Here is a 21,288-nt window from a genome sequence, read left to right as displayed (position 1 = left end):
GTTACGCAGTTCGCTTTGCTCGCGACATCGCTTGTCGTTGTCGTGGCGACCTCGCGTACCTCCGATTGGGAGCCGCTGTCGCTCGTCCTGCTGCTCACCGCGCTCGCAATCGTCTCCGACGCGGTCGCCATCGGGACCCGCAGCCTGCGCCTCTCGGGCGCCTTCATCTCGCTCGTGGTGGCCATGGCCCTGCTCGGTCCCGGCCCGGCGGTGATGATCGGCCTCGTCACCACCGCGATCGACGCGGTCCGCCATCGCCTGCGGACCACCGCGCTGCTGGCGAACATGAGCGCCTACGCCACGTTCCCGCTCGTCGGCGCGCTGCTGGTGCGCGCGGTCGGGATGGAAGACGCCGACGACATCGACTTCGCGCTCGGGATCTTCGCGGTGTTCGCGATCACCAACGCGCTCAACTTCTTCCTGATCGCCGCGCCGCGCCGGGTCACCCACGGGCTCCACCTGCGCGACCAGGTGCGCGACATGTTCGTGCCGATGCTGCCGTCCGAGGCCCTCGCCGGCGCGCTGACGGTCGCGATCGCGGTGACCTACAACTTGGTCGGCTTCGCGCCGCTGATCGCGCTGATCGGCGTGCTGTTCCTCTTCCAGGTCCTGACGCGCGAGCTGCTCACGTCGCAGGACCGCGCCGAGCAGCTCGAGGCGCGCTCGACGCAGCTGGCCTCGCTGCAGGTCGGCGTCCTGGCCGCGCTGGTCCAGACGCTGTCGCTGCGTGACCGCATGACCGCCCGCCACTCCGCCGCCGTCGCGCGCTACGCCCGCGCGATCGCCGAGGAGGTCGGCTGCACGACCGCCGAGCAGGAGCTGGTGCACACCGCCGGCCTGCTGCACGACATCGGCAAGTTCGCCTTCCCGGACCGGATCCTGCTCGCCAACCGCAAGCTGGACGACGACGATTGGAAGATCGTCCGCACGCATCCGTATCAGGGCGCGCGCCTCGTCCGGCGCATCAACGGCTACGGCCCGGTGGCCGAGATCATCCTCGCCCACCACGAGCGCATCGACGGCCGCGGCTACCCGCGCGGTTTGACCGGCGAGCAGATCCCGCTGCTGTCGCGGATGATCTCGATCGCCGACACCTACGACGTCATGACGGCGCGCGATTCCTACCGCGATCCGGTCTCCCAGGCGGAGGCAATCGCCGAATTGCGCCGCGTTTCGGGCGCGCAGCTCGACGGAGAGCTCGTCGAGGCCTTCATCCGGATCCTGGAGCGGTCAGGCCTCCAGTTCCAGCACACGACCGATGCGGACTTCGAGCGCGAGCTCGACTTCGACGCGCGGGTTCGTGGCTACGCGCTGCCCCAGGCAGCCTGAGTCCTCAAGGCCTTAGGGCCATTTGGCGGAACTTCACCGCAGCGGTGAAGTGCGCTTCAGTGCGCCAGAAAGGCCTGGAAACTCGGCCACCTGACCGGGCTGGACGGCCAGTCGTCATAAACCCGACTGGATAGGACATCCGTCCAAAGGTCTGTCCGATACCCAAAAGTGGGGATGGCGGGACGGACACGTTTGCGAGGAAACTTGCGTCCCGCATGACGAAACGGCGCCGCGCTGGCAGGCTGGGCGCCGTTCGTCGGGATATCCGTCCGTCCGCTTGAGCTGCGGTGGTGCGCAGCGCGAACTTTGGAGGTGCACCGTGGGTTGGCGCCAGTAATTAACTGACGAAGTACGGCGACCTTTGTTCGAGGCGTCCTCTCTGAGAAGAGGGCGCCTCTCGCCTTTTAAGCGGCAAGTCCCGAACGAACTTGAGGCGGGATGCGCCACAGATGGACGTTTGTGCGAGAGGATGGGGCTTCAACCGTGGATCGCCCCACCGCGCTGGATCTCGCCTTCTTGGACTTGGAGACGCCGCAGGCCCCCCTGCACGTCGGCTTCACGCTGCGCTTCACGGGCCGCGCGCCATCGCTGGCGGCGCTGCGCCGTCACCTCGACGCGCGGCTGGGCGGCGTGCCTCGCTTCCGCCGTCGCCTGGTGCGCCCGGGGCTGGGCGGCGGGCCGGTGTGGGCTGATGACCCCGGCTTCGACGTCGCCCACCACGTCTTCGCGGTCTCCCTGCGCGGCGAGCTGCGCGCGGTCGCGGGCCGCTTGCTGTCCACGCCGCTGCCCGCCGAGCGGCCGCTGTGGAGGATGTACCTCGTCGACGGCCTGCCGGGCGAGGAGTTCGCGATCGTCGGCCAGGCCCATCACGCGCTGATCGACGGCGTGGCCGCCATCCAGGTGGCCCAGCTGCTCTTCGGACCCGCCAGCGACGCCCCAGGGAGCTCGTGGACGCCCGCCCCACCCCCGACCGGTACCGCCACCCTCTGGGCCACCGCGGCGACCGGAGGACGCGCTGTGGCGTCGCTGGCCCGCCATGCCACCCCGGAGCGCGCGACCGCCCTTCTGCGCGACGCGGCCCGCGCGGCCGAGGCGCTGGCCGCCGCGACGCCATCGGGCTCCGCCTTGGAGCGCTCGCTCACCGCGCGCCGCGTCGTCGCCTACGCCGACGCGCCCCTCGAGGACGTGCGAGCGGTCGGCCGGGCCCGCGGCGCGACGATCAACGACGTCTTCCTGACCGCTACGGCGATCGCGCTGCGCGGCGCGCTGCGGCGCCGCGGCGAGCGGCGCGAGACACTGCGCGCGCTCGTCCCGGTGAGCCTCCGGGCGGGCGACGACCCCGCGTTCGGCAACCGGATCGCGTTCCTACCGATCGCGCTTCCGGTCGGCGAGCCGGACCCGCACCGCGCGCTGACGCTCGTGGCGGCGCGCACCGCCGCGGCAAAGGCCGGCGGCGACGCGGGCGCGCTGGACGCCCTGACCCGCGGCGCCGACGCGTTGCCCGGCGTGGCGCGACGGCTGGTCGCGCGTGGCGCGGCACGGGCGCTGCCGTTCACGCTGGTGGTCTCCAACGTGCCCGGGCCGCCGGTCGCGCTGTCGCTCCTGGGCCGCGAGCTGCGCTCGGTGCACCCGATGGTCCCGCTGCTGCACGGCCACGCGCTGACCGTCGGCGCGGTCTCCTACGACGGGCGGCTGAACGTGGGCGTGGCGGCCGACGCCGAGGTCATGCCGGACGCGGTCGACCTGGCGCGCGACCTGGAGGCGGCGTTCGACGCGCTGCGCGCCGCGCCGGCGCCGGTCTCCGAGCTCACGCCGTGGCGCGCCCGGGCGCAGGCACGCCGCGCCGCGGATCAGCGCGCGGCGAAGCGGTAGACCGAGCCCTCCTGAGAGACGACGTAGACGCGACCGCGCGCGTCCTCGCCGAAGGAGTCCAGACCGGCGATCGTCGCCACGCCGCTGATCGCGCGGTCGCCCGTCGCCTTGCCGCCGGAGAGCTTGGCCGACCGCAGCTGGCCCTTGCAGTAGTCGCCGTAGACGTAGCGGCCGTAGAGCCCCGGCACGGCCTTGTCGCGCACGACGTAGCCGCCGGTGATCGAGCACCAGCCGTCAGCGTGGGTCTTGGTCAACACGGGGAACTTGGCGCTCGGCGCGGGCTCGCCCGGGAAGTTGCGCTCGCGACCCTCCCACGGGCGCCAGCCGTAGTTGGCGCCGCGGGCCGTGCCCTTGCGGGCGAAGTCGATCTCCTCGACCGCATCCTGACCGACGTCGCCGATCGTCAGGTCGCCGGTGGAGCGGTCGAACGAGAACCGCCACGGGTTGCGCAACCCATAGGCGTAGATCTCCGGCAGGGCGCCGGAGCGCTTGATGAAGGGGTTGCTCGGCGCGGGCGTGAACGCCTTGCCGCCGTTGGCCTTGGGGTCGATCCGCAGGATCTTGCCCAGCGGGGAGGCGAGGTTCTGCGCGTTGCCGCGCGCGCCGTGCTGGTCATCGCCGCCACCGCCGTCGCCGGTGCCGACGTACAGGTAGCCGTCGGGGCCGAAAGCGAGTTGCCCGCCGTTGTGATTGGCCTCGGGGTCGTCGTGGACGAAGACCTGGCGCGCGCTGCCGGCATCCGCGACGTCATCGGACTGCTTCTTGTACTCGAAGAGGTGCTGCTTCTGGTCGGAGCCCGTGTAGTAGACGTAGAACAACCCGGACGTCGCGTAGTCAGGGGCGAACGCGAGGCCGAGCAGGCCCTGCTCGCCGCCCGCGGTCACCTTGCCGGAGACGTCGAGGAACGGCGCCGGGAGCTTCTGACCGCCGCGCAAGACCATGATCTTGCCGCCCTGCTGGACGACGAACACGCGCCGCGTGTCCTTCGGCGGCGCGGTGACGTAGAGCGGCTGATCGAACGACCCGGCCTTGACGAGCTTGACGCCGCGCGAGGCCGCGGCCGTGCCGTCGGCCGCTGCGCCGTCGTCGCTCGTCGTGTCCGGTGTCGCGGTGGCCGCCGTGGAGGTCGTCGTCCCCGTCCCGTCACCGCTTCCGCACGCGACGAGGATGGCGGCGGCCAGCAGGCCGACGAGCAGCAACACGCGGGGCGACATGCCCCCGAGGATGTCAGCCGCGGCTCGCGCGCGCGTCGCCTGCGACGTCGACCGTCGGCCCCAGGAACTTCGGCTTGGCGCCGGTGAGGATGTCGCCGACGGCCTTGGTCCGCGCGATGACCTCGCGGACCTTCGCCTTGGTGCCGTTGCGGCCGTAGCCGTGGCCTGCGCCGGCCTCCAGGCCGTACGCGGTCAGCCCGGCCTGGCGGGCGAGCCACAGCGCGCGCGGCAGGTGGAAGCCCTGGGTAACGACGATCGCGGACTTGACGTCGAAGACCTTCTTGGCGCGTACGACGCTGTCGAGCGTCGCGAAGCCGGCGTGGTCGGTGAAGACGTCCTCGTCGGGAACGCCGAGGCGGACGAGCTCGTGGCGCATCGCGTTGGGCTCGTCATAGCCGGGGCGGCCGTGGTCGCCGGAGGCGAGGATCCGGTCGACGCGCCCGTCGCGGTAGAGCGCGACGGCGGCGCGGAGGCGGTCCTCAAGCATGCCCGATGGCGAGCCATCCTGGTTCAGGCCCGCGCCGAGGACGAGCGCGACCTGCGCGTGCGGCTCAGCGGCCGGGTCAGCCGTCGTCCCGCGCGCGCCGGCGAGGACCACGACGTTGGCGACGGCGACCAGCAGCGTCACCGCCGCGGTCCCGCCGATCGCGATCCGCAGCAGCGCACGCCGGTGGAGCATGCCCACCAGTTTACCGGGGCGGTTCTACGCGGCGGCCGTTTTGCGAAAGCGTCCGGCGGGAGACACGCCGCCGATCAGCAGGTCGACGGCGTGGGCCAGCGCGGCGTCGTCCGGCACGCGGCGGCTCGCGACCGCGGCGTGGAAGATCCAACCGACAAGCATCTCGGAGACCACGCGCCAGTCGACGTCGGCGCGCAGCTCGCCGCGGGCGACGGCGCGGTCGTAGACCGGGCGGCCCTGCTCGAAGCGGACGTCGGCGAACGCGCGGACCTGGTCGGCGAAGTCGGAGTCGCTGATCGCCTCGGTCATCAGCGCGGCGGCGACCGACGACGGCGAGCTCGGGCAGATCTCAGCGCGGATCAAGTGAGCGACCGCGAGCAGGTCGTCACGGAAGGCGCCGGTGTCCGGCAACTCGATCGGCACGTCGCGCGCGGCCTGGCTCATCTCGGCGAGGACCAGATGCGCCTTGTGCGGGAAGCGGCGGTAGATGGTGGTCTTGGCCACGCCTGCCTCGGCGGCGACGCCCTCGATCGTGAGGCGCTGGTACCCGACGCCCGCCAACAGCCGGCGCGTGGCGTCGAAGATCGCCTGATCCGCCTGCGGGCTTCTGGGCCGCCCTCGCGTGGGCGCGTCGGTCGCCATGGCCGGACTCTAACCATCGTCACTCAACCCGCCAATGACGAAAGTGGAGCATCTGCGCGCCAGCTTCACCGACCGTCGGTCGAACATAGTTCGGATACGGAACAGTTTCCCTCCCCGTTGCCCCGTTTCGGCCGAATCGGCCCGATGCCGCGACAATGTCAATTGGCATGTCGTCGCCGTCCCCCACCCTCACCCCGTCGCGCCCACTCGCCGGCGGCGCCGCGCGCGCGGTCCGCGTGGCGCTGACGGGCGCGGTCCCGGCAGCGCGGGCGGCGCTGCTGGTGCGCGACGACGAGCGTCCGTTCGCGCTGGTCGGCCGGTGGGCGGCCGCGGCGGCGATCGCGGGCAGCGCGCCGCTGCGCGTCCTGGATGCCGAGGCGCAGGACGCCTTCGCCGCGCTCGACGTCCTGCCGCCGGTCGCGGGCGACATCCCGGAAGGCTTCGTCGGCGGCGGTTGGTTCGGAGCGTTGTCATACGGGTTGGGGCGCGAGCTGGAGCCGACGCTCGGTCCGCCGCCACCGCCCGGCCGCGGCGAGCGCCTGCCGGACGCGATGCTCGCCTTCCACGACCACGTGCTGGTCTGCGATCGCGCAGGGCAGTGGTGGTTCGAGGCGCTGTGGACCGACGCGCGCGCGGAGGCGTTGGAGGCGCGGCAGGAGGAGCTGCGCGCGCGGCTCGCCGCGGCCGACACCGTCGCGCCGCGTCGCTTGCGCACCGGCCCCTGGCGCGCGACGCCATCGCCCGAGGGCCACGCGCGCGCGGTCGCCGCGTGCCGGGAGCGAATCGCGGCGGGCGACCTCTTCCAGGCCAACCTCGCGCTGCGCCTGCGCGCGCCGCTGGAGGGCGACGCGGCCGACCTGTTCACGCGCGGGGTTGCGGCGCTGGCGCCCGACCGCGGCGCGTTCCTGAGCGGACCGTACGGCGCGATCGCGAGCCTCTCCCCCGAGCTCTTCCTCACGCGCCACGGCGACCGCGTCGCCACCGCGCCGATCAAGGGCACTCGCCCGCGCCCGCTCGATGACCCTGCGGCGGCTGTCGCGCACCGCGACGAGCTCGCCGCGTCCGCGAAGGACCGGGCCGAGAACGTGATGATCGTCGACCTGATGCGCAACGACCTCGGCCGCGTCTGCACTCCGGGCAGCGTCCGGGTCGACGCGCTCGCGGACGTCCGCGGGCACGCCGGCGTCTGGCACCTGGTCAGCGAGGTCAGCGGGAGGCTCGCCGCCGGGGTGACCGACAGTGCGCTGCTGGCGGCGACCTTCCCGCCCGGCTCGGTGACGGGCGCGCCGAAGCTCGCGGCGATGGACGTGATCTCCTCGCTGGAGTCCGCCGCCCGCCAGGCCTTCTGCGGCGCGATCGGCTTCGCCTCGCCGACCGCCGGCCTCGAGCTCTCCGTCGCCATCCGCACCTTCGAATGCGTCGCCGGCCACGCCTGGCTCGACGTCGGCGGCGGCATCGTCGCCGACTCCGACCCCGCCGCCGAGGCCGCCGAAGCCCTCGCCAAGGCCCGCCCGCTCCTGGCCGCGATCGGCGCCGAGCCGCCTACGTGGAGCGCCGCCGCGGCCGCTTCGCCCACGCCGCTGCGTCTCGCCGCGCATCCCGTCCCGCGCCCCGATCCTGCGGCGGGCGTCTTTGAGACGATCCTCGTGCAGGACTCGGTGCCGGTCGCGCTCGACGAGCACCTCGAGCGCCTCCAAGACGCGGCCCGTGAGGTCTACGGCCTCGCCTTGCCCGGCGCGACCGAGGCGCTGATCCTCCACACCGCTTTGGAGCAGGGCGGGTCGTGCCGGCTGCGGGTGCTGCTGGACGTCGACGGGCAGCTCGGGCTGCAAGTGGCGCCGCTGCCGGCGCCGGGCGCGGTGCGCCTCCGCGCGGTGGCCGTGCCCGGCGGCCTCGGCGACCGCAAGTGGCGCGACCGGCGGCTGATCGACGCCCTCGAAGACGTCACCGATCCGGAGACGCCGTTGCTCGTCGACCTCGACGGCGGCGTGCTGGAGACGACGCGGGCCAGCGTCTTCGCGTGGATCGACGACCGGCTCGTCACGCCGCCGCTGGACGGCCGCGTGCTGCCGGGCGTGACACGGCTGCGGCTGATCGAGCGCGCCCCGGTGGACCAGCGGCCGCTGACGCTCGCCGAGCTGCGCGCCGCCGACGGAGTCCTGGTCACTGGCGCGCTGCGCGGCCTGCAGCTCGTGGAGCGCCTGGACGGCGAGGCGCTGCAGGCGCCCGACGACCGGCTGCGGACACTCATCGAGCGGTTCCCACGTTTGTAGTAGTGACCGAAGGCTGCTCATCCCGCACGATGCCCGACGCGGCCACGGCTCCGGTACCCCCTTGTCGGGCCGTGGCCGCAGCTATCTCGGCGTCGCGCGGGTGATCAGAACGCGGCGGCCAGAGCGAAGGGGAACACCGGCCCTGCGCCCTTCTGGCGCAGCTGCCCACCGACCATCGCCAGCGTCCAGCCGCTGAAGCGGACGTCGTCGACCAGCAGGACCGCCCCGTCGTCCACGCCGTCGCCGACCGCGAAGGCGCCGCGCACGTTGGCGACCTGCTGCGGCGCGTTGGCCATCTCCCGCTGCGGCGGGCGCTCGTCCACGCGCGCGAGCACCTCGGCGAACGGCACCCCGAGCGCCGCGGCCAGCCGCGCCGCGAAGTCGGGCACCAGCGCGCCGGACCGCGACGAGGGGATCGCCGTGATCCAGGTCACCGGCACGTTCCAGGTCCGCACCGTCTCGGCGGCCGCCGCGACCAGCTCGTCGTCGAAGCGCCCCGAAGCACGGCCGGCCTGGACCAGGCGGTCCCAACCGCCGTCGCCGAAACGCGCCAGCGCCCGGCCCTCCTCGACGCGCACGGGATCGGGGATCTTCTTCATGCGCCCGTCCGAGCCCGGCGCCATCTTCTTGACGTCCAGCACGATCGGGCGCGAGCGCAGGTGGATGGAGGCGTCGCGAACGACGACCGCGTCAAGCGCCCCGTCAAACCGCGCGCCCGCGCAGACCGAGCAGCGCCCGCAGTCGGCGGGCTCCGGATCGTCGAGTTCCTCCTGAAGCGCGCGCATCAGGCAGCGCCCATCGGCTCCGAAGGCCGCCATCGCCGTCTGCTCGCGGCGGCGCAGCTCGGTGATCCGGCCGTAGCGCTCGGCGTCGTAGAACCACTCGCTGCCCGGCTGCGCCATCCAGCGCGAGCCCGCGCGCCCGACCGCGCCCTCGACGTCCAACACCTTCAACAAGCCCTCGATCCGCCCCTTGCCGAGGTTGACCTGAGCCATCAGCTCCTGCGTCGACGCGCCGTCACCGCCGACCTCGTCCAGGAACCCGAGCACGCGGTCGACGACCTCGCGCCGCGGGAACGCCTGCTCGATGAAGAAGTCCTGGATGCGCTTGTCCTCGGCGCCGCGCAGCAGCACGACCTCGGCCAAGTCGATCCCGCGGCCCGCACGCCCGACCTGCTGGTAATAGGAGATGACGGAGCCCGGCGCCTGGTAATGCACCACGAACCCGAGGTCGGGCTTGTCATAGCCCATGCCTAGAGCGCTCGTGGCAACCACGGCCTTCAGCTCGTTGCGCAGCAGCCGGTCCTCGACGTTCACGCGCGTAGCCGTGTCGATCTCGCCGCTGTAGGCCTCCGCCGGCACGCCGCGCCCGGTCAGCCACGTCGCCACCAGCTCGGCGTCGCGCTTGGTCAAGGTGTAGATGATCCCGGAGCCCGGCAGCTGCGGAACCCACTGCGCCAGCCACGCCAGCCGGTCGGCCTGCGACGGCAGGTCGACGACCTCGAAGCGCAGCGACGAGCGCCCCAAGGGCCCGCGGTAGGTGCGCAGCGCTCCCGCCTCGCGCCCCGCCAAGAGCTGCTCCGACACGTCGGCCACCACGCGGTCGTTGGCCGTCGCCGTCGTGCACAGCACGCCCACGCCCTCCGGCAGCCGGTCGAGCATGTCGCCGATCCGGCGGTAATCGGGCCGGAAGTCGTGTCCCCAGTCCGAGATGCAGTGCGCCTCGTCGACGACCAGCAGCCCGACCCGCTCGGCGAACGCCGGCAGCATCTCCTCGCGGAACTGCGGGTTGTTCAGCCGCTCCGGCGAGATCAGCAGCAGGTCGACGGAGTCCGAGCGCAGCAGCTCCGAGACCTCCGACCACGCGTCGCGGTTGGTCGAGTTGACCGTGTGCGCGCGCAGCCCGAGCCGCTCGGCGGCCTCGATCTGGTTGCGCATCAACGCCAGCAGCGGCGAGACGATCAGGGTCGGCCCAGCGCCGGCCTCCCGCAGCAGCGCGGTCGCCACGAAGTACACCGCCGACTTCCCCCAGCCCGTCCGCTGCACGCAGAGCACCCGCGCGCGGTCCTCCACGAGATCGCAGATCGCGTCCAGTTGGTGCTCGCGGAACGTCGCGGACGGGCCCGCGAGGGCCTGGAGATGCCGTTCGGCACGGGTCGACAGGGCGGTCGTCATAGGCGTACACCAAGGTAGTGCAAGGCCGACGCGCCAACTGGCACCGTCTGCGTCGATTCGGGTGGTTGACGCACACGGAAGGCCACAGGAGGGTCGTTGCCAATATGTCCAACGTTCGCAGGTTCTCACTTATTGCCGCTTTGGCTCTAGCCGTCGCGGCAGCACTGGCCCCAGGCGCTTCCGCCGCCTGGACGGGCGCGTCCTTCACGCAGCCCTCCACCACTAGCCAGTTCACCGGCTCGTCGTGCGTGAGCTCGACGTTCTGCATCTTCTCGGGCTACCAGACCGGCGGCGCGACGCGCGGCCTGCTCTACCGCCTGGAGAACACGACCTACGGCGCCACGACGCCGGCCTCCTCGACGGCGGAGTTCTACGGCGTCAGCTGCACTGCGACTACGTTGTGCATCGCCGTCGGCACGGACTTCGTCGCGGGCACTCCCGGCCGCGCCGAGAAGTTCAACGGGTCGACGTGGGCCAACACGTCGTTCGCCGCGGCCCCCAGCGCGGTCGTCACGCAGCCGCGCAGCGTCTCCTGCCCCGGCACCACGACGTGCGTCGCGGCCGGCCGCTTCCAGACCGCCACGTCCGACACTGGGCTGGTCGAGACCTGGAACGGCACGCACTGGACTGCGACTACGCTGACGCGCCCCTCCGGCACGACGGCCCTGGAGCTCAACGACGTCCACTGCACGACGACCACGGCGTGCACGGCCGTCGGCTGGTTCGAGTCGGCTCAGCCGCGAACGCCGATCGCCTACCGCTTCAACGGCTCGACGTGGACGACTCAGACCACGGCGACGCTGTCGGGCTCGACGGGCGCCGAGCTGTCGGGCGTCGCCTGCCCGACGGCCACGTCCTGCCAGGCCGTCGGCTACCAGTTCGACAGCCTCGGCGTTCAGACGACGCTGGCCGAGACTTGGAACGGCACGACGTGGTCCACCCGTTCGGTCGCCACCCCGACGACTGGCCAGGACGCCCAGCTGAACGACATCTCGTGCTTCTCGGCGACGGGCTGCATCGCGGTCGGCAACTACACCCAGGCCGACAACTTCAACGTCGAGAAGAACGTCGCGTTGTGGAACGGCTCGGCGTGGAGCCTGCAGACGGACTCCCGCCCGATGAGCGTCACGGATGCGCAGCTCAACGGCGTCTCCTGCCCGACGAGCACGACGTGCCGCGCGGCCGGCGTGTCGGTCTATGACGGCACGACTACGACCACTGGCCCGCGCCCGACGATCGACGTCGGCACTTAGCAGCGCCTCGAGGGCGGGACGGTTCGGCGCGGTCCGAACCGTCCCCCCTCTAGCGTCTCCGAAGGCATGGAGACGCTCACCACGACCCGCACGCCCCCGCTCGTCCTCGCGGCGGCCCTGACCACCGTCGTCCTCTGGGCGTCCGCGTTCGTCGGCATCCGCGCCGCCGGCCACGACCTCTCCGCCGGAGCCCTCACGCTCGGCCGCCTGCTGCTCGGGACCGCCGCGCTCGGCGCGCTCGTCATGTTCCAGCGCCGACAGGCCGGCGCGACCCAGGCGGCCTTCCTCCCGCCGCGCCAGGACCTCCCTCGCCTGCTCATGGTCGGCGTGCTCTGGTTCGGCGTCTACAACGTCGCGCTCAACGAGGGCGAGCGCCACGTCGACGCCGGCACCGCCGCGATGCTCGTCAACGTCGGCCCGGTGCTGATCGCGGTGCTGGCGGGCGTCGTGCTCAAGGAGGGCTTCCCGCGCACGCTGGTCGCCGGGTGCGCGATCGCCTTCGCGGGCGCGATCCTGATCGGGATCGCGACCAGCGACGGCGACGGCCTCACGCCAAGCGTCGGCGTCGCGCTCTGCCTCCTCGCCGCGCTGACCTACGCGATCGCGGTCATCGCCCAGAAGCCGCTGCTGGCGACCTCCTCGCCGCTCACGGTCACGTTCTTGGCCTGCGCGATCGGGACGGTCTGTTGCCTGCCCTTCGCGCCCACCCTGATCGACGAGGCTGGACGCGCCTCCGCCGAGGCCCTCGCCTGGACCGCCTACCTCGGCCTCTTCCCCACCGCGTTGGCCTTCACGACCTGGGCCTACGCGCTCTCACAGACCAGCGCCGGGCGGATGGGCGCGACGACCTACCTCGTCCCGCCGCTGGCCACGCTGTTCGGCTGGGCCTACTTCGGCGAGACCCCACCCGACCTGGCGCTGCTGGGCGGGGCGCTCTGCCTCAGCGGTGCTGCGCTGGCCCGGCGCGGCCACTGAGTAGGCTCCACCGAACATGCCCGAGATCCTCCGCCTGGCCGCCTTCACCGACGACCCGCAGGGCGGGAATCCCGCGGGCGTGGTGTTGAACGCCGGCGGGCTGAACGCCGAGGAGATGCAGGCGATCGCCAACGGCGTCGGCTACTCGGAGACCGCGTTCGTCGACGGCGACGCGGTCCGCTACTTCAGCCCCGAGATCGAGGTGCCGTTCTGCGGGCACGCGACGATCGCCACCGCGGTCGCGCTGGCTCAGCGCGACGGCCCGGGCGAGCGCGTGCTGAAGACCGCCGCGGGCGACATCACGGTGCGCACCCAACAAGAGGACGGCGGCACGATCACCGCGACGCTCACCAGCGTGGCCCCGCACGTGCAGGACGCGCCGATCGTCGGCCGCGCGCTGGCGGCGCTGCGCTGGTCGGCCGATGACCTCGACGACGCGCTCCCGCCCCGCGTCGCCTACGCCGGCGCGCGCCACCTGATCCTCGCCGCGGCGACGCGCGAGCGCCTCGCCGACTTGTCCTACGACTTCAACGATCTCAAGGACTACATGAACGCGCACGACCTCACGACGGTCGCGCTCGTCTACCGCGAGGACGCCACCACGTTCCACGCGCGCAACCCGTTCCCGGTCGGCGGCGTCTTCGAGGATCCGGCGACCGGCGCGGCCGCCGCCGCGTTCGGCGCCTACCTGCGCGCGCTCGGCCTGGTCGAGGCGCCCGTGCGGATCACCATCCACCAGGGTGACGACATGGGCCGCCCGAGCCTCCTGCTCGTCGACCTCGACCCGGACCCGGACAGCGGCGTGCACGTGACCGGCGCCGCGGTGGAGATCAGCGCGTCGTGAAGGAGATCGCGCCCGCGATCCACCGCTGGACCGCGCGCCACCCCGACTGGCACCCGACCCGCGACGACTTCGGCCGCGAGGTCGGCTCCTACGCGCTGATCGCCGACGGCGACCTGCTGCTGGTCGACCCGCTGGTCCTGGCCGACGAGGAGGGTGCGGCGACGGCCGCGCAGCTCGACGCGCTGGCCAACACGGCGAGCAAGACATACATCTTCATCACGATCGGCTACCACGTCCGCTCCGCCGCGGCCCTCGCCGCCCGCTACGACGCCACCGTCCACGGCCCGCCGCAGGCCGGCAAGCGCCTCGCCGACGCGGGCGTCCGCTTCACCCAGCTGGAGCCCGGCGGCGCGCCCGGCCCGCACGGCGTCCGCGCCCACGCGATCGGCAAGCCCCGCCGCGGCGAGACGCCGCTCTTCTTCCCGGCCCACGGCGCGCTCGCGTTCGGCGACGCGGTCGTCGCCACGCCCGAAGGCGAGCTGCGGATGTGGTCCTTCGACGCCGACGAGCCCAGCCGCCGCGCGTTCTACCGCGATCGCTTCGCGCCGACCCTCCAGCCGCTGCTCGACCTCGAGCCCAAGCACGTCCTCGTCACCCACGGCGAGCCGGTCCTGAACGACGGCGCCGCCGCACTGCGCGCTGCCGCGGCGGCCGACGTCTGGTTCCACGCGGGCTAGCAGCGGCGAAGACAACCGCCCCGTCCGCGCCCTGACAGCCGGTATCCCCGTGCTCCACTTGTCAAAGGGAACGTGGGCGTTTACTGTAGCCGCCTGTCCGCTCGGGTGCGCCCCACGCAACCCCTGAGCGTCCCGTCCCAGCAGGAGGAGATGTAGTGCCAGTAGTTGCTCCTCGCCGGCTTCGCCGGCGATCTGGCCGTGCCGTGAGCGCGCTCACGCTCGGCCTCACCAGCGCGCTGGCGGTGACGGCTGTCCCCGTCGCTGCCGCCTCGGTCGCCACCACACCCCGCGCCTACGAGCAGGTCTCGCCGGTCGACAAGCACGGCGCCGACGTGCTCGCCGGGCTGCGGTCCAGCGACGACGGCGACCACGTCGCCTTCATGTCGCTCGGCGCTTACGGCGACACCAACAACAACGTCGTCGCCACCTACTACAGCGCCCACCGCTCCGCCGGCGGCTGGCAGACGGTGACGCTCGGCGCGCCCAACGCCAGCCCCGGTCCGGGGCTGCTGGACGCGATCTTCCCCAACGACGTCTCCGACGACCTCCGGGTCGCCTTCTACACCGCCGGCGCGAGCACCTCGCTGGCCGCCCAGGACCGCAACGGCGCGCCGGACGCCTTCTCGACCACCGGCGGCGTCGCGACCTGGCTGACGCCCTCGCCGACGCTGCCCGACACCGACCCGGCGCCCGCGTTCTACGCCGGCCGCTCGGCCGACAGCCGGCACGTCGTGCTGGAGTCCACCAAGCAGCTGCTCCCGAGCGTCCCCGGCGGCGTCAACCGCGTCTACGAGCTAGTCGACGGCAAGCTGCGCGTCGCCAGCGTGCTGCCCGCCGGCACCACCAACCCCACCAACCCGAACGCCGTCTTCGGCGATGGGCGCACCGCCAACAGCTACGCCTACACCTACGCACCCGGTGACGCGCGGGCGATCTCGGCCGACGGCTCGCGGATCTTCTTCGCCGTCGACGGCCAGCTCTACGTGCGGATCGGCGGCCGGACCACCGACCTCGTCTCGGCCTCGCACATCGCGGGCGACCCGCGCGGCCCGGTGAGCGGTGCCAATGCGCAGTTCGTCGCGGCGTCAACGGACGGCAGCCGCGTCTTCTTCACCGCCGACAAGCCGCTGGTCGACGGCGCCGCCCACGGCGGGTTGTACGCCTATGACCTCGACAACGACGTCCTGCAGCTGCTCGCCGAGCTCGACCCGGGCAACGGCGACGCGTTCAGCGGCGTCATGCGCAGCGCGGCCGACGGCAGCCGGATCTACTTCGTCACGACCGCGACGCTCGGCTCGGCCGACGCCACCGCCGGCCAGCCGAACCTGTTCGTCGCCGGCGTCGGCGCGCCGCACTTCATCGCGACGCTGTCGACGGTCGACTCGAACCTCTGGTTCTACGGCGAGTTCGCCAACCCCGTGTCGATCTCGCCCGACGGCCGCCGCCTGGCGTTCACGAGCAGCAGCGCGCTCACGAGCGATCCCAACGGCGGGCGCGGCCAGGTCTATGAGTACGCGGTCGGCTCGACCGTGACGTGCGTGTCCTGCCCGGCCGCAGGCGTGAGCTCGACGTACACCGGCGGCCTGCGCGACATGCAGGGCAACCAGCAGCTCCAGCCCCGAGCCTACGCCAACGACGGCACGCTGTTCTTCGAGAGCGCCGAGCGGCTGACCGCCGACGACACCGACGACGCGTTCGACGTCTACGCCCACGAGACCGACGGCGCCCTGCACGTGATCTCGGTCGGGACCAAGACCGACGCGCACGTGGTCGACAACTCGGCCGACGGACGCGACGTGTTCATCCGCACCCACGACACGCTCGTCCGGGGTGACCGCGACGGCGGCGTCGCGGACGTCTACGACGCGCGGATCGGCGGCGGCTTCCCGGTCATCGAGCCCCCGGCGGAGTGCGCCGGCGAGGCGTGCCGCGGCCCGCTGGCGCCCGACGCGCCGGCACCGGGCGCGCCCGCGTCGCTGACCGCCGTCGACGGCAGCGCCGCTGCGTCGGCCGACGACGTGGCGCCGACGTTCTCGGTGTCCAAGGTCAGCGCGGCGTCGCGTGCGACGTTCGCGCGGACCGGCAAGTTGTCGTTGTCGGTGAGGGTGAGCGACAGCACCGTGCTCGCGGCGAAGGCGACCGCGACGTTGCGGGGCGCCAAGAAGGCGACGACGGTCGCGTCGGCCACGGCCGGGCGCGAGAGCGCCGGGTCCGTAAAGCTCGCGCTGAAGTTGTCGTCGAAGGCGCGCAGCTCGCTGAAGCGCTCCGGGAGGCTGACCGTGACGGTCGTCGTCTCCTGCTCGAACACCAAGAAGACCGCGCGCATGACGCTCGTCCTGCGCCAGACCAAGAAGGCCGCGTGATGACGATGGTGAAGACGACCCTCCGGCGCGCGGCCGCCCTGGCCGCCGCCGTGACCGCGCTGGGCGGTGCGGCCGTTCCGGCCGCGCACGCCGACGATCCCGTGTTCGGGCCCGACAGCCTGACGGTGACGAGCACCGACAACCGGGCCGGCGCGCATCCCGACGTCTCGACGTCGTTCTCGTTCAACACGGTCAACGACCCCACCTACGGGGAGCGGCCGGTCGCGCCGTTCAAGACCGTGCGGCTGTCGCTGCCCGCGGGCCTGGTCGGCGATGCCGCGGGCGTCCCGCAGTGCCCGGCCGCGACGTTCGGCGCGGGCCTGATGGGCGGGGCGACGTGCCCCGACGACACGCAGGTGGGCGTGGCCGTCCTCGACGCCGACCTGATCGGCGGCTACGGCTACAGCCCGCTGACGTTCGCGGTGTACAACGTCGCGCCGACGGCCGACGAGCCCGCGGTCTTCGGGTTCGCGGTGATCTTCCCGCAGGTGAAGATCGGCTTCGGCGTCCGCGCCGGCGACGGCGGGCTGGACACGCTGATCGAGGGCGTCAACCAGGGCGCGCGCGTGCGCGGCCAGACGCTGACGCTGTGGGGCGTGCCATCCGACCCGTCACACGACGCGCTGCGCGGGAGCTGCCTGGACTTCTCCGGCATGGGCTCGACGTGCTCGGCCTCGGTATCGACGCCGCGGGTGCCGCTGCTGCGCAACCCGACGTCGTGCGAGCCGATGACGACGAAGCTGTCGGTCTCGTCGTGGACGGAGCCGTCGAAGTTCGTCACGCGCGAGGTCACCTCGCCGGCGCCGACCGACTGCGGTGACGTGCCGTTCGCGCCGAGCGTGAGCGTGACGCCGCAGGCGACGTCGGCCGACGCGCCGACCGGCCTGGACGTCGCGGTCACGGTGCCGCAGGAGCGCGACGCCGACGGGATCGCCTCGGCCGACGTGCGCGACACGGTGGTGACGCTGCCCGAGGGCTACACGATCTCGCCGTCGGCGGCGGACGGGCTACAGACCTGTGACGCGGCCGGCGTCGGCATCGGCGAGGCGTCCGCGCCGCGCTGCCCGGACGGGTCGAAGGTCGGCAGCGCGACGATCGTCTCGCCGATCCTCGCCTCGCCGCTGACGGGTCCGATCTACCTCGGGCCGTCCGACGGCGCTGGGCACTTCAAGGTGTACGTGTCGGTCGCGGGCAGCGGCGTGCGGCTGAAGCTGGCGGGCGACATCGCCGCCGATCCGGCCACCGGGCAGCTGACCACGACGTTCGCCAACACCCCGCAGCAGCCGTTCAAGTCCTTCACGTTGCATTTCGACGGCGGCCCGCGCGCGGTGCTGGCGTCGCCCGCGGCGTGCGGTACGGCCAACGCGACCGCGGCGCTGACGCCGTGGTCGGGCACCGCGCCGGTGGCGCTGACGGCGCCGGTGGCGCTGGGCGGCGGCGACTGCGCGAGCGGCGGCTTCGCCCCCTCGGCGACCGCGGGCGTGACCAACGCGAAGGCCGGGGCGAGCACGTCCTTCGCCTTGCAGGTCGCGCGTGCGGATCGCACCGCGGCGCTGGGCGCGATCTCGTCGGTGACCCTGCCGGCGGGCCTGACCGCGCAGATCGGCTCGGTGCCGCTGTGCGGCGCGGGCGCTGCGTCGGCCGGGGCGTGCGGGGCGGCGTCGCGCGTCGGCACCGTGGAGGTCGCGGCCGGGGCGGGCACGCACCCGCTGCGGCTGAAGGGCACCGCGTACCTGACCGAGGGCTACAAGGGCGCGCCGTTCGGGCTCAGCCTCGTCGTCCCGGCGATCGCCGGGCCGTACGACCTCGGCACGGTCGTCGTGCGGTCGGCGGTGCGCGTGGCGCGGACCGACGCGCGGATCACGGTCGAGACCGACCCGCTGCCGCAGATCGTCGGCGGGATCCCGCTGCGGCTGCGGTCGATCGGGCTGACGCTCGACCGCGACGGGTTCATGCTCAACCCGACGAGCTGCGGCGACGCGGCGATCGGGGTGACGGCGACCAGCGCCGGCGGCGCCGAGTCGCGGACGCTGACCAGCCGCTTCGGGCTGGACGGCTGCAAGGCGCTGAAGTTCGCGCCGTCGATCAAGGCGACGGCCAAGCCGTCGACCAAGACCGCCGGCGCGGGCCTGCACGTCGGGCTGACCCAGACGCGGGGCCAGGCCAACCTGAAGGTCGTGAAGTTCGGCCTGCCCAAGCAGATGGGCGTCAAGTTGAAGGCCTTGGGCAAGCTGTGCCTGCCGGCGCAGCTGGCGGCGGACGCCTGCCCGGCCGCGTCGCAGGTCGGCGGGGCGTCGGCGACGACGCCGATCCTCGGTGCGACGGCGCTCAAGGGCCCGGTCTACCTGGTGCAGAACTCGACGACGCTGCCATCGCTGGTGGCGGTCCTGCGCGGGGGCGGGATCACGATCGCGCTGGAGGGCTCGACGAGCCTGTCGAAGGCCGGCCGCGTGACGACGACCTTCGGGTCGATCCCCGACGTCCCGATCTCCGCGTTCGACCTCGACCTGCCTTACGGCAAGCGGTCGATCCTGGAGACCACGAAGCTCCCGTGCGGCGGCGCGTCCGCGAGCGTGAGCTTCACGGGCCAGAACGGGGCGACGCGCTCGCGCACGATCCCGGTGCCGTGCGTGAAGGCCGCGGCCAAGACCACCAAGAAGGCGACCAAGGCCAAGGCGAAGACCAAGGCCACCAAGTCGTGACCGCCTAGAGACCAGGCGGTCACCCCGCGCGCGCGGTCGGACCGGCCCCCACCGGTCCGGCCGCGCCGTGCGCAACCGGTCCTGTCGTGAACGCTGGCGGACATCTAACGTGACCGCATGCCGTCGCCCATCACTCCGGCCACCGGCCTCCAGGCGCGCCTGACGATCTGGTCCGCGCGCCGCCTCTACGGCGAGCCGATCGCTGAGTCCACCGCGATCTACGCCCGCCATCCGCGCCTCCTGCGCTGGTTCGGCCTCTTCAACCGCGCCGTCGAACGCCCCGGCGCCGTCCCCGAGCCGCTCATGCACCTCGCCGTGCTCAAGGCCGCGACGATCGTCGAATGCCGCTTCTGCATCGACATCGGCTCCGAGTACGCCCGCCGCTCCGGCCTCACCGACGCGCAGCTCCTCGCCCTCCACGACCCTGAGCCCTCCGGCCTCTTCTCCACCGACGAGCTCCTCGTCATCGCCTTCGCCGAGCAGCTCACCGCAACACCGGCCATCTCCGCCCCGGAGACCATCTCCGCCCTCGTCACCCGCTTCGGCGACCACGGCCTCATCGAGCTCTCCTACCTCATCGCCTGGGAGAACCTCCGCGCCCGCCTCAACACCGGCCTCGCCATCGAGCCCGGAGGCTTCAGCGGCACCCGCGCGTGCGCGCTGCCGGCGAGCGCGGGCCGGACAGCCGTACCGTCCTGACCGACCGCTACTGCGACCCATCGTTTCCCCGTTTCTCGTATTTGCGTCGTTAGCAAATCGTCTATTTCAGGAAATATTGCTGTAGACTGCCGCCTTGACAGTGTCAGCAAATCCTCTTATCCAGGAAACCTCGCTTCTCGAGGCAGCGATTTCCTCGCTCAACGAGCGCTTGCCCGAGCGCTGGTCGGCGAGGCGCGCCCAGAGCGCGACACCCGACGACGGCGCCGGCACAGAGATCGTGCTCGCCGAGCCCAACGGCAGCGCGTCGCGTCTCGTCGTGGAGGTCAGGGCCACGCTGCGCCCGCGGGACGTCGATGCGATGTCCTCCGGTCTCTTACGCTCGCTGCGTCGCGCGTCGCCGTACGTGCCCATCCTGGTCGTCGCGCCGTGGCTGAGCGAGCGCACCCGCGAGGCGTTGCGCATGGACGACCTCAACTATCTCGACCTGACCGGCAACGTCGACCTCCGTCTGACCAACCCGGCAGTGTTCATCCACACGACCGGCGCCGCACGTGACCCCGCACCGCGCTCTCGCGCCGGAGCCGGACTACGCGGCGGCAAGGCCGGGCGGCTGATCCGTACCCTCGCGGAGATCCGCCCGCCGTATGGCGTCGGCGAGCTGGCCACCGCCACCGCGCTCACCCCCGGCTACGTCTCCCGCCTGCTCGACACGCTCGACCGCGAGGCGCTCGTCGAGCGCGGGCCACGCGGCGCCGTACAGGACGTGGACGTCGTCAGCCTCCTGCGCGCCTGGGCCCAGAACTACGACCTCTTCAAGGCCAATGCGGCCACGTGGTGGATCGCATCGAACGGCGCCCGCACGGCGCTCGCCGAACTGGACGGGGTCAGCAGCCCGGTCGCGGTCACCGGATCGTTCGCCGCGGTGCGCCGCGCGCCAGTCGCCGCGCCGTCTCAGCTCGTGGCGTTCGCCGGCGATGTCGAGCGCACCGCGGCCGAGCTGCGGCTGCTGCCCACCGACGAGGCCGCCAACGTCGTCTTGCTGCAGCCGTTCGACGACGTCGTCTGGCGGCGCACCGAGACCGTGGCCGGGATCACCTATGCAGCCCCCGCGCAGGTCGTCGTCGACTGCCTGGCAGGAGCCGGCCGGATGCCTTCGGAGGGCGCAGCGCTGCTGGACGAGCTGGTTCTCGGCGACGGCTGGCGGCTGAACACGCTGCCGCCGTGGACGGCGTGAGCGAACCGGTCGATCCACGATACGTTGCCGCGCGGGGCGTGCTCCTGGACGCGCTCGAGGCGCTGCGGCCGCACGCCGATGCGGTGATCGTCGCCGGGGCTCAGGCGATCTACCTCCGCACCGGCGACGCGGACCTCGCGATCTCTCCGTACACGACCGATGGCGACCTGGCCATCGATCCGCGTCAGCTGGACGACGACCCGCTGCTCGAGGCGGCGATGTCCAGTGCCGACTTCCACCTCGACCAGCGCACGGGCGCGGCCGGGCCTGGCGCCTGGGTGCGCGAGCTCGAGATCGACGGCGTCCCGGCCCTCGTGCCGGTCGATCTGATCGTGCCGCGGGACGTCGCCTCGCCGGTAGGCACGCGTGGTGCTCGCCTCGGCGCGCACGGCTCGCG

The 21,288-nt window shown here is 72.7% G+C and carries 15 protein-coding genes; 11 read left to right on the top strand and 4 right to left on the bottom strand.

Annotation, left to right across the window (positions count from 1 at the left end):
• The first annotated feature begins 42 nt into the window (after window positions 1-42).
• Both ACT01A_RS20560 and ACT01A_RS20555 read left to right on the top strand, forming a co-directional pair.
• A complete protein-coding gene (locus ACT01A_RS20560; protein WP_445148961.1) occupies window positions 43-1,329 on the top strand; it encodes an HD-GYP domain-containing protein in 1,287 nt (428 codons plus the stop codon).
• Between the two features lie 483 nt (window positions 1,330-1,812).
• Complete coding sequence (locus ACT01A_RS20555) at window positions 1,813-3,201, top strand: wax ester/triacylglycerol synthase family O-acyltransferase (protein ID WP_445148960.1); 1,389 nt, start codon at window positions 1,813-1,815, stop codon at window positions 3,199-3,201.
• Here the strand turns inward: ACT01A_RS20555 and ACT01A_RS20550 are convergent.
• The 3 genes from ACT01A_RS20550 to ACT01A_RS20540 are packed head-to-tail and all read right to left on the bottom strand — an operon-like array spanning window position 3,180 to window position 5,736.
• The gene (locus ACT01A_RS20550; protein ID WP_445148959.1) at window positions 3,180-4,415 is read right to left on the bottom strand and encodes a PQQ-dependent sugar dehydrogenase; all 1,236 of its coding nucleotides are present in this window, start codon (window positions 4,413-4,415) and stop codon (window positions 3,180-3,182) included. The two genes, ACT01A_RS20555 and ACT01A_RS20550, sit on opposite strands and share 22 nt — an antisense overlap.
• Window positions 4,416-4,428: 13 nt before the next feature.
• Window positions 4,429-5,094 (bottom strand): SanA/YdcF family protein, encoded by a 666-nt coding sequence (locus tag ACT01A_RS20545; protein ID WP_445148958.1) that lies wholly within the window; start codon window positions 5,092-5,094, stop codon window positions 4,429-4,431.
• A 24-nt stretch (window positions 5,095-5,118) separates the two neighbouring features.
• The gene (locus ACT01A_RS20540) at window positions 5,119-5,736 is read right to left on the bottom strand and encodes a TetR/AcrR family transcriptional regulator (protein WP_445148957.1); all 618 of its coding nucleotides are present in this window, start codon (window positions 5,734-5,736) and stop codon (window positions 5,119-5,121) included.
• A gap of 167 nt (window positions 5,737-5,903) precedes the next feature.
• Between ACT01A_RS20540 and ACT01A_RS20535 the strand changes: the two genes are divergently transcribed.
• Entirely contained in the window at window positions 5,904-8,009 is a 2,106-nt protein-coding gene (locus ACT01A_RS20535) for an aminodeoxychorismate synthase component I (protein ID WP_445148956.1), read from the top strand.
• A 104-nt stretch (window positions 8,010-8,113) separates the two neighbouring features.
• Here ACT01A_RS20535 and ACT01A_RS20530 read toward each other — a convergent pair whose 3' ends face one another.
• Window positions 8,114-10,183, bottom strand: coding sequence for a RecQ family ATP-dependent DNA helicase (locus ACT01A_RS20530; RefSeq protein ID WP_445148955.1), 2,070 nt, complete (start codon window positions 10,181-10,183; stop codon window positions 8,114-8,116).
• A gap of 104 nt (window positions 10,184-10,287) precedes the next feature.
• Here ACT01A_RS20530 and ACT01A_RS20525 point away from each other — a divergent pair, with 104 nt between their 5' ends.
• The 8 genes from ACT01A_RS20525 to ACT01A_RS20490 all read left to right on the top strand — a co-directional run bounded on the left by ACT01A_RS20525 (window position 10,288) and on the right by ACT01A_RS20490 (window position 20,891).
• Window positions 10,288-11,436: a hypothetical protein gene (locus tag ACT01A_RS20525; RefSeq protein ID WP_445148954.1), complete on the top strand. Its 1,149-nt coding sequence runs from the start codon at window positions 10,288-10,290 to the stop codon at window positions 11,434-11,436.
• A gap of 66 nt (window positions 11,437-11,502) precedes the next feature.
• Window positions 11,503-12,411 (top strand): DMT family transporter, encoded by a 909-nt coding sequence (locus ACT01A_RS20520; RefSeq protein WP_445148953.1) that lies wholly within the window; start codon window positions 11,503-11,505, stop codon window positions 12,409-12,411.
• Between the two features lie 16 nt (window positions 12,412-12,427).
• Window positions 12,428-13,255 carry a PhzF family phenazine biosynthesis protein gene (locus ACT01A_RS20515; RefSeq protein ID WP_445148952.1) on the top strand — a complete coding sequence of 276 codons (828 nt, stop codon included), beginning with the start codon at window positions 12,428-12,430 and terminating at the stop codon, window positions 13,253-13,255.
• Window positions 13,252-13,932 (top strand): hypothetical protein, encoded by a 681-nt coding sequence (locus tag ACT01A_RS20510; RefSeq protein WP_445148951.1) that lies wholly within the window; start codon window positions 13,252-13,254, stop codon window positions 13,930-13,932. The genes ACT01A_RS20515 and ACT01A_RS20510 overlap by 4 nt, the downstream gene beginning before the upstream one ends.
• 203 nt (window positions 13,933-14,135) lie before the next feature.
• A complete protein-coding gene (locus tag ACT01A_RS20505; RefSeq protein WP_445148950.1) occupies window positions 14,136-16,295 on the top strand; it encodes a hypothetical protein in 2,160 nt (719 codons plus the stop codon).
• Window positions 16,295-18,997 (top strand): hypothetical protein, encoded by a 2,703-nt coding sequence (locus ACT01A_RS20500; protein ID WP_445148949.1) that lies wholly within the window; start codon window positions 16,295-16,297, stop codon window positions 18,995-18,997. The genes ACT01A_RS20505 and ACT01A_RS20500 overlap by 1 nt, the downstream gene beginning before the upstream one ends.
• Window positions 18,998-19,114: 117 nt before the next feature.
• The gene (locus ACT01A_RS20495; protein ID WP_445148948.1) at window positions 19,115-19,696 is read left to right on the top strand and encodes a carboxymuconolactone decarboxylase family protein; all 582 of its coding nucleotides are present in this window, start codon (window positions 19,115-19,117) and stop codon (window positions 19,694-19,696) included.
• A gap of 169 nt (window positions 19,697-19,865) precedes the next feature.
• On the top strand, window positions 19,866-20,891 hold the full coding sequence (locus tag ACT01A_RS20490) for a helix-turn-helix domain-containing protein (protein WP_445148947.1): 1,026 nt from the start codon (window positions 19,866-19,868) through the stop codon (window positions 20,889-20,891).
• Window positions 20,892-21,288 lie beyond the last annotated feature (397 nt).

The organism is Baekduia sp. Peel2402 (assembly GCF_052567285.1).
This window is presented reverse-complemented; position numbering and strand designations above follow the sequence as displayed.

Excerpts from the sequence above, each read along its gene's own strand:
- ACT01A_RS20550 (WP_445148959.1), bottom strand. The coding sequence starts at position 4,415 with ATGTCGCCCCGCGTGTTGCTGCTCGTCGGCCTGCTGGCCGCCGCCATC.
- ACT01A_RS20520 (WP_445148953.1), top strand. The coding sequence starts at position 11,503 with ATGGAGACGCTCACCACGACCCGCACGCCCCCGCTCGTCCTCGCGGCG.
- ACT01A_RS20495 (WP_445148948.1), top strand. The coding sequence starts at position 19,115 with ATGCCGTCGCCCATCACTCCGGCCACCGGCCTCCAGGCGCGCCTGACG.
- ACT01A_RS20530 (WP_445148955.1), bottom strand. The coding sequence starts at position 10,183 with ATGACGACCGCCCTGTCGACCCGTGCCGAACGGCATCTCCAGGCCCTC.
- ACT01A_RS20500 (WP_445148949.1), top strand. The coding sequence starts at position 16,295 with ATGACGATGGTGAAGACGACCCTCCGGCGCGCGGCCGCCCTGGCCGCC.
- ACT01A_RS20540 (WP_445148957.1), bottom strand. The coding sequence starts at position 5,736 with ATGGCGACCGACGCGCCCACGCGAGGGCGGCCCAGAAGCCCGCAGGCG.
- ACT01A_RS20535 (WP_445148956.1), top strand. The coding sequence starts at position 5,904 with ATGTCGTCGCCGTCCCCCACCCTCACCCCGTCGCGCCCACTCGCCGGC.
- ACT01A_RS20515 (WP_445148952.1), top strand. The coding sequence starts at position 12,428 with ATGCCCGAGATCCTCCGCCTGGCCGCCTTCACCGACGACCCGCAGGGC.
- ACT01A_RS20545 (WP_445148958.1), bottom strand. The coding sequence starts at position 5,094 with ATGCTCCACCGGCGTGCGCTGCTGCGGATCGCGATCGGCGGGACCGCG.
- ACT01A_RS20525 (WP_445148954.1), top strand. The coding sequence starts at position 10,288 with ATGTCCAACGTTCGCAGGTTCTCACTTATTGCCGCTTTGGCTCTAGCC.